This is a genomic window from Aeromonas sp. s6 (assembly GCF_040907815.1).
GTDB lineage: Bacteria > Pseudomonadota > Gammaproteobacteria > Enterobacterales > Aeromonadaceae > Aeromonas > Aeromonas caviae.
In genome coordinates, this window is record NZ_JBFOCN010000088.1 from 1 (window position 1) to 7,745 (window position 7,745).

Annotated in this window: 10 protein-coding genes; 3 read left to right on the forward strand and 7 right to left on the reverse strand. The window is 62.6% G+C overall.

Annotated features, from left to right (window positions below; genetic code table 11):
* Positions 1 to 269 precede the first annotated feature (269 nt).
* Entirely contained in the window at positions 270 to 863 is a 594-nt protein-coding gene (locus tag AB5Y50_RS13695) for an MliC family protein (RefSeq protein WP_210557006.1), read from the reverse strand.
* A gap of 110 nt (positions 864 to 973) precedes the next feature.
* Entirely contained in the window at positions 974 to 1,342 is a 369-nt protein-coding gene (locus AB5Y50_RS13700; RefSeq protein WP_039040193.1) for a DUF2061 domain-containing protein, read from the reverse strand.
* 179 nt (positions 1,343 to 1,521) lie between these two features.
* Here AB5Y50_RS13700 and AB5Y50_RS13705 point away from each other — a divergent pair, with 179 nt between their 5' ends.
* Positions 1,522 to 1,743 (forward strand): hypothetical protein, encoded by a 222-nt coding sequence (locus AB5Y50_RS13705; protein ID WP_109113174.1) that lies wholly within the window; start codon positions 1,522 to 1,524, stop codon positions 1,741 to 1,743.
* Between the two features lie 113 nt (positions 1,744 to 1,856).
* On the opposite strand, the gene AB5Y50_RS13710 is transcribed toward AB5Y50_RS13705, so the two are convergent.
* Positions 1,857 to 2,456: an FMN-dependent NADH-azoreductase gene (locus AB5Y50_RS13710; RefSeq protein WP_128313887.1), complete on the reverse strand. Its 600-nt coding sequence runs from the start codon at positions 2,454 to 2,456 to the stop codon at positions 1,857 to 1,859.
* Positions 2,457 to 2,565: 109 nt separating this feature from the next.
* On the opposite strand from AB5Y50_RS13710, the gene AB5Y50_RS13715 reads away from it, so the two are divergent.
* Positions 2,566 to 3,495: a LysR family transcriptional regulator gene (locus AB5Y50_RS13715; protein WP_109113176.1), complete on the forward strand. Its 930-nt coding sequence runs from the start codon at positions 2,566 to 2,568 to the stop codon at positions 3,493 to 3,495.
* Positions 3,496 to 3,544: 49 nt separating this feature from the next.
* Here AB5Y50_RS13715 and AB5Y50_RS13720 read toward each other — a convergent pair whose 3' ends face one another.
* From AB5Y50_RS13720 to AB5Y50_RS13730, 3 genes are read right to left on the reverse strand one after another with little or no spacing between them, the layout of a single operon-like run.
* The gene (locus AB5Y50_RS13720) at positions 3,545 to 4,399 is read right to left on the reverse strand and encodes a 23S rRNA (adenine(2030)-N(6))-methyltransferase RlmJ (RefSeq protein WP_109113305.1); all 855 of its coding nucleotides are present in this window, start codon (positions 4,397 to 4,399) and stop codon (positions 3,545 to 3,547) included.
* Positions 4,393 to 4,854 carry a DUF2390 domain-containing protein gene (locus AB5Y50_RS13725; protein ID WP_039040190.1) on the reverse strand — a complete coding sequence of 154 codons (462 nt, stop codon included), beginning with the start codon at positions 4,852 to 4,854 and terminating at the stop codon, positions 4,393 to 4,395. The genes AB5Y50_RS13720 and AB5Y50_RS13725 overlap by 7 nt, the downstream gene beginning before the upstream one ends.
* Positions 4,847 to 6,757 (reverse strand): ABC transporter ATP-binding protein, encoded by a 1,911-nt coding sequence (locus AB5Y50_RS13730; protein WP_109113227.1) that lies wholly within the window; start codon positions 6,755 to 6,757, stop codon positions 4,847 to 4,849. Before AB5Y50_RS13730 ends, AB5Y50_RS13725 begins: the two co-directional genes overlap by 8 nt.
* Positions 6,758 to 6,904: 147 nt before the next feature.
* Here AB5Y50_RS13730 and AB5Y50_RS13735 point away from each other — a divergent pair, with 147 nt between their 5' ends.
* Entirely contained in the window at positions 6,905 to 7,315 is a 411-nt protein-coding gene (locus AB5Y50_RS13735; protein WP_010675511.1) for a CBS domain-containing protein, read from the forward strand.
* Between the two features lie 288 nt (positions 7,316 to 7,603).
* Here AB5Y50_RS13735 and AB5Y50_RS13740 read toward each other — a convergent pair.
* The coding region (locus AB5Y50_RS13740) for a transposase (RefSeq protein WP_319861765.1) at positions 7,604 to 7,745 on the reverse strand (142 nt) is incomplete at its 5' end.

Here is a 7,745-nt window from a genome sequence, read left to right on the forward strand (position 1 = left end):
TTTCTGGTCTGACGGCGCTTACTGCTGAATTCACTGTCGGCGAAGGTAAGTTGATGACTCATGATGAACCCTGTTCCATGGCTCCAGATGACAAACATGATCTCATATCAGGGACTTGTTCGCACCTTCCCTAGCCCGAAAGCCTGGCGTCCGGGCTTGATTGGCGAGAGGGGGCTGGGGATAGGTAAAAGGGGGCGAGCGGCCACCAACTGGTGACCCACTTGCTGCCTGTACGGGAGTGGTTGCCCGGCCTCTGGCCGGGCGGAGGATCAGTTGCCCGGGATCTCGCTGCAGTTGAGGGTGGGCTGACCGTAGCGCTCCAGCATGGCGTCGCTCCCCTTGGTCCAGAGGGTGAGATTTTGCCCCTCGTACCGGGCGCCGCTGGCGCTGGGGGTCTCATAGGCGAGCACCTGCTGCTGGTTGTTACCCTCGCTCAGGTTGATCATGGCGGCGGGCCGCTTGGCCTCGTTGTAGAAGTAGGTGGAGAGGGTGACGCTCTTGCCGCACTGGTAGTCCACCGGTGTCGGCACCTTCAGTTGTCCGCCTTTTATCTGCAACTCGGTGATCCGCAACTGGTAGCTATCTTCCACGCACTGGCGCAGGTCGCCCGCCTTCCAGCAGTCGTTGCGCCCCTTGATCCAGCCGCGCTGGATGGCGCGCTCGCTCTTCTGCTGCTCGGGGGAGTACCCGGCAATCGCCTTGGGATAGAGGGCTGACAGCTCGTTATCCAGCGCAGCCAGTCCGGCATCCTTGCAGATAAGGGTTTCGGCGGCGCCTTTCGCCTTGGCGCACTCGAAGGACGGGGTGGCTGCGGCGGCCAGCAGAGGGCAAAACAGCAGGGTTCCAAGCAAGATCTTGTTCATCGACAGGGCTCCAACAGGGGGCATGATGCCCCGTGACCAGAGCACACTTTACACCCGAAGGAGGCAGGAGCACCCCGTGTTTTTGGGTGGCGGGCGGCCCTGCATGGCAATCAGACGCCGGCCAGCGCCAAGGTCTGGCGGCTGCGCCACAGCCGCTCGTGGAAGAAGAAGACGACGGTGTTGATGGCAGGTTCGATCAGTGCCATCACGCCGCCGGTGAGCAGCTCGCCACTCAGCAGGTAGGCGACACCGAAGGCCACCGAGAAGTGGACCAGGGCGAAGCTGCTGGTCTTGGCCTGCAGGCTGTGGTGGGGCTTGAGCTTGTGCCAGCCAAGGTCGTGGAAGTAGAAGGCGACTGTGTTCACGGCGGGCTCGATGAGGGCGATCAGGCTGGCGGTGAGCAGTTCGCCGGTCAGCAGGTAAGCCACGGTGAAGGCGACACAAAAGTGCAGGATGGCGAAGCTGATGGTCTTTTTCATGGTGGTGTCTCCTCTGGCGATGAAGGCAGTATCACCCAGAATTCCATCAAATGAAAACCATTCTCATCTATCGGCGAAATAGAAAACGCCTATCGACCGGGGGAGGCACCACCAGATTGGGAGTTGCGCGGGAACGCAACGGCGCTAGAGTGTGCCTTTTCCATGAAAAAGGAGCTTTCATGACCATCAACTCCAACCTGTTTGTTCTCTTCATGCTGCTGCTGATGATCGTCGTCGGCGTGGTGGCCTGGCGACTGGCCCGGCGCAAGAGCCGCCACCCGGGGCTTGTCACCTTCCTGTGCGTGTTGCTCTGCCTGGTGCCGCCCCTTGCCCTGCTGGCGCTGCTCATTCTGGCGCTCTGGCGGGACATGCCCGCAGGCGCCGATGCCAGGCAAGCCTAGTCTCTTCAGCCGCCACTGCCGCAGTCATAGAAAAGCCCCTTGGGGGGCTTTTTTACTTGGAATGTCCCGCGCAGCAGGCGGCCGGTTGGAAGGGGCAAGATCGGGTGATGGCCCTACCTGCCGAGGCCAGCGATCCGAGCATGGGCTTCGCGCATTCCCTGTTCCGCCCCGTGGGGGCGCAGATCCATTCCCTCTGCGTAGACGAATTCCACCTCCGTGATGCCCATCAGGCCGAGCACGGATTGGAGGTAGGGGGTGACCGCATCTGTCGTCTGTCCCTGATGCACGCCGCCGCGGCTGCTGAACACCAGGGCGTTGACCCCTTCCACCAGCCCCATGGGGTAGGTGTCGGTGTAACGGAAAGTCACCCCGGCCCGTGCCACCAGATCGAACCAGTTCTTGAGGGGGGTCGGTACATTGAGGTTGTACATGGGGGCGCCGATCAGCAGCAGGTCGGCGGCCTTGAGTTCGGCAATCAGCCGATCCGACAGCGCCACCGCCTGCCGGATGGCCTCATTGGCCGGTTCAGCCCCCCGCAGGGCGTGAAACAACGGGCTGTCGAGGGCGGGCAAGTCGAGGGCGGTCAGATCACGCACCACCACCTGGTCCTGATGGCCCTGCTCCCGGCGTGTTTGCAGGAAGCGCTCCATCAACTGGTTGGTGCGGGATGCGGGGCCGTTGAGGCTGGATTGCAGCAGCAGGATCTGGCTCATGAGGGAAACTCCATCTGAAACGTGTGAAGAATGAAGGGAGCTTACCAGTCATTTTTTTCCGCAGTGCTGATAGAATTTCGCCATATTGGTTCCAAAAGGTATGCAATAGATGGCAAACACGCTCAACGGCATCGATCTCTTCGCCACCGTGGTGGAGGCGGGGAGTTTCGCCCAGGCGGCGGAGCGGCTTCACCTCACCCGCTCGGCGGTGGGCAAGGGGGTGGCGCGGCTGGAGCTGCGTCTCGGCGTGCAACTGTTTCATCGCACTACCCGCAGCCAGAGCCTGACCGAGGAGGGTGCGCTCTTCTATCGCCACTGCCTGCGGGCGCTGGAGGAGGTGCGTCTTGGGGAAACGGCGCTGGCCAGCAACAAGCTCATCCTCAACGGCAGATTGAAGGTCTCCATGCCGGTGCTGTTCGGCCAGCAGTGCGTGGCCCCCATTTTGCTGGCGCTGGCGAAGGCGCATCCCGGGCTGGCCCTGGAGCTGTCGTTCAGCGATCGCAAGGTGGATCTGGTGGAGGAGGGGATGGATCTGGTGATCCGCAACGCAGAGCCGCCGGACAGCCTGGATCTGGCGGCGCGCAGGCTCGGGGAGCACGGCATGACGCTTTGCGCCTCGCCCGCCTATCTGGCCGAGCGGGGGGAACCTGTGACCCTGGCCGAGTTACCGGAGCACGAGTGCATTGCCTATCTGCGCCAGGGGCGGGTGCTGTCGTGGTGGTGGCAGGAGGCCGAGGCATGGCGCGAGGTCCAGCCCAGAGGGCGGTTGCAGATGGACGATCTCAACGCCATCACCCAGGCAGCCATCGCGGGCTTTGGTCTCGCCTGGCTGCCGACCTGGCTGGCACGCCCGCACCTTGAACGGGGCGAGCTGCGCGAAGTGCTGGGTGCGCTCAAGGGCAGGAGCTATCCCATCAACGCCCTCTGGCCCCACAGCCCGCACTTGCCGCTCAAGACCAGAATGGCCATCGACTGGTTGGCGAGCCGCCTGCCCGAGCAGCTGGCCAGCGTGAACGTGCCGGGTCATCAGCCCCAATGAAAAGGGCCTGCTGTGACAGGCCCTTTTTCATTTTCTGTGGTTCCGAGGGTCAGGCCTCGGCCTTGTTCAGCCACTCCACCCTGTACTGGGCGCCGGCGCCCTGGGCCAGCTTGGCGCACAAGGGTTTCAAGAAGGCCTCGATCTGCTCGTCCAGCATCCAGGGGGGGCTGACGATGAGCATGCCGGAGCCGTTCATGCCCCAATCGCTGGTCTGGCCGGCCACTTCCAGCTCGGCCACCAGGACGTTGCCGAAGTTCTCCCGCTTGATCGCTTTGAGCATGTCGCGGGACTTGTCCGCCTCTTGCCCGAGGATGGGATACCAGAGGGCGTAGATGCCGGTGGCCCAGCGCTTTTGCGCTTTTTTAAGGGTATCGACCACGGCGAAGTAATCTTCCTTCAGCTCATAGGGGGGGTCGATGAGCACCAGGCCGCGGCGCGGGGTGGGGGGCAGCAGGGCCACCAGCCCCTCGAAGCCGTCGCGATGGTGGACGGCGACGCGGGGGTCGTACCCCATGTTGGCGCGAAGATCCTCCACCTCGTTGTTGTGCAGCTCCATCAGCGCCAGCTTGTCCTGATCGCGGATAAGGCGGCGGGACAGCTCCGGCGAGCCGGGGTAGTAGTGCAGCTGGCCATCGCTGTTCATTTCCTCGATGACACCCAGATAGGGGGCCATGGCAGACCACTGGGCCCGCTCATCCCACAGGCGTTTGATCCCGTCGGCGTATTCCGCTTTCTTCTGGGACCAGTCGCCGCGCAGGTCGTAGAGACCGCCACCGGCATGGGTGTCCAGCACGATGAAGGGTTTCTCCTTCTTCTTGAGGGACTCGATGATCAGGGCCTGGACGGCGTGTTTGAGCACATCGGCGTGGTTGCCGGCGTGAAAGGCGTGGCGGTAGCTCAGCATATGAGATCTCTGAGGGGGCCCTGCTGGGCACCCAGTAACGATAGATAGTGAAACAGGTTGCGGCTGTCGCCGCGAAACAGGGCGAGGGTGCGCAGGGTCTGCAACAAGACCCCCTGTTGCAGCCGCTCCAGCTCCAGTTCGTGGGCCAGCATGGTCTGGTACTCCTCGGCCCCCACCCGTGACTTGGCCTGCTGGCGCAGGGTGCGCCAGGGGAGTAGCACCGCCTCGGTCTGTACCAGGGCCGGTTGCAAGTCCGTGAGGTCGACCGGGATCCGGAGCAGGTCGAGGTGGTGCAGCAGGAGCGCCAGGTTGACGTTGCCCCCCATGCTTTGCACGTGGAGCCAGTCCTGGCTGCGCTGGCCATAGGCGCCTGTGCTCCATGTCCAGAACTCGGAAGGGGTGGGCAGGGCGTCGGGGCTGACCCGCTCGCTGGCCATCAAGGCTTCATCACGCAAAGAAGGCCTGCTCCATGGTTTCCAGCTCTTCAGAGAGGCTCATCCACTCCAGCTCGACGTGCTCCAGCTCCTCCTTGAGGGGGACCTGGGACTTGAGCAGCTCGGAGAGCTTGCCCTTGGCGCTCTCTTCATAGATGGCGGGATCGGCGAGCTGCTCTTCCACCGCGGCCAGCTTGGCCTGCAGCTTCTCCATGCTGGTTTCGAGCTTCTCCAGCTTCTGGCGCAGCGGCCGGGTCGCTTGCCGGAACTGGGCTTCGAGGCGCTTCTGATCCTTGCGCGCCACCGCCGAGTTGGCGGAGACAGTGCCATCTGCCGGCTTGGCATTGGCCTCTTTCTCCTGCTCGCCGAGCCACTTGTGGTAGTCGTCGAGATCCCCATCGAAGGGCTCGACCCGGCCGCCGTGGACCAGATAGAAGTCATCCGTGGTGGTGCGCAGCAGGTGACGGTCGTGAGAAACCACCACCATGGCCCCCTCGAACCCTTGCAGGGCCATGGTCAGGGCGTGGCGCATCTCCAGATCCAGGTGGTTGGTCGGTTCATCCAGGAGCAGCAGGTTGGGCTTTTGCCAGGTGATGAGAGCCAGCACCAGACGCGCTTTCTCACCGCCGGAGAAGGGGGCCACCTTGTCGAGTACCTTGTCGCCGTGAAAACCGAAGCTGCCGAGGTAGTTGCGAAGCTCCTGCTCGGTCTTGTCCGGGGCCAGGCGCACCAGGTGATCGAGTGGGCTGTCATCAAGGCGCAGAGTCTCGAGCTGATGCTGGGCGAAGTAGCCGATGCTCACCCCGGCGCTCACCTCCAGCTTGCCGGAGAGGGGCGGGTTGGAGCCCGACAGCATCTTGATGAAGGTGGACTTGCCCGCGCCGTTGCGACCGAGCAGGCCGATGCGCGACCCCGGCACCAGGTTGAGCTTGATCTTCTCCAGGATCACCTTGTCGCCGTAACCGGCGCTGAGGTTCTCCATGGCGATGAGCGGGGTCGGCAGAGCGGAGGGCTCGCGAAACTCGAAGCTGAACTCGGAGTCGGCGTGGGCGGGCAGGATCTTCTCCATCCGCTCCATGGCTTTGAGCCGGCTTTGGGCCTGACGGGCCTTGGAGGCCTTGTAGCGGAAGCGGTCCACATAGGATTGCATGTGGGCCATCTCCCGTTGCTGCTTCTCGTACATGGACTGCTGCTGGGCCAGGTGCTCGGCCCGTTGCAGTTCGAAGTCGGAGTAGCCGCCGCTGTATTCGTTGAGCTTGCCGTTCTCGATATGGATGATGCGATTCACCACGGAATCGAGGAAGTCGCGGTCGTGAGAAATGAGCACCAGCGTGCCCTGATAGCCCTTGAGCCACTTCTCCAGCCAGATGACGGCGTCGAGATCCAGGTGGTTGGTCGGTTCATCCAGCAGCAGCAGATCGGAGCGGCAGAGCAGCGCCTGGGCCAGGTTCAGGCGCATACGCCAGCCACCGGAGAAGCTTCTGACCGGCGAGTCGAGCTGATCGCCGCCAAAACCCAGACCGTGCAGCAGCTCGGCGGCACGGGCGCGAATGCTGTAGGCACCTATGGTATCGAGCTTGCCGTGCAGCTCGGCCACCAGCAGACCGTTGTCATCCGCCTCGGCCCGGGCGAGCTCGCCCTCCAGGGCGCGGAACTCCTTGTCGCCGTCGATCACGTACTCCAGGGCGGAGCAGTCCAGCGCCGGGGTCTCCTGGGCCACGCCGGCAATCTGCCAGCCGGCGGGCAGGCTGAAGCTGCCGTTGTCGATGGCCAGCTCGCCCCGCACCAGCGCAAAGAAGGTGGACTTGCCACAGCCGTTCTTGCCCACCAGGCCCACCTTGTGGCCGGGGTGTATGGTGGCGGACGCGTTGTCCAGCAGCGTGCGGCCGCCGCGGATCAGTTCGATTTGACTGGCAACTATCATGGATGGGTCTGCTTGGCTCGATTGAAGGAGAGAAACTGGCGCGGATCTTACGTGAAATGACACAAATTTGCACTTGAGGGCGGGGGGGATGGCTGCCGCCGGAAAAACGTGTCATAACAGAGACATCTGGGGGGCAGGAGGCTGACCATGTTGATTAAAGAGATCATGACGACCCGGGTCGCGACCGTTTCCATGGATGACAGGCTGAGTGTCATCAAGGAGATCTTCGAGCAGGCCCATTTCCGCCACCTTCTGGTGGTGGAAGAAGAGGAGCTGGTGGGGGTCATCTCGGACCGGGATCTGCTGCGTGCCATCAGCCCCTATCTGGACACGGATGCCGAGATGAACCGGGACACCGAGACCCTCAACCGGCGCGCCCACCAGATCATGAGCCGTGAACCCATCACCGTCTCCCCCGAACGCTCCCTGAAAGAGGCCGCCGGCCTCATGCTGGAGCACCAGATCTCCTGCCTGCCTGTGCTGGAAAACGGCGCCCTGGTGGGCATAGTGAGCTGGAAGGACCTGCTGAGGGTCATGCGCGGCTGGCAGCCGGTCTGACGGGGCGGGGAAGGTGTGCGGGGAGCCCGTGTCGCCCGGCAGGGCTTCCCTGCTTCTCGCCTTGTCGAAGTATTAAACTGCATTAATCAAATATTTCAGTTCACTTATGTTGTAAAAGTGATTTTTGTGGTCATAAATTCTATCGATGTCATCTCATGCGACACTATATGTCGCGGCGTCAGCTCGAATTGACGCTTTTATAATTAATCGTTCGCCGCTTCAGTTCCCATCTTAAATACGAAAGGGGACTCCCTCCGACGTAGGTGGGAGGGGAATTTCGCCGGGGCGTCAGCCCCGCTGGTTTTGAATGTATTGCTTGATCACCTCCAACGGTGCTCCGCCGCAAGAGCCCGCAAAGTAAGAGCGTGACCAGAGTACGGGTTTGCTGTAAGCACCTCTCAAGTCCAGAAATTCATTACGCAGTCGCCTT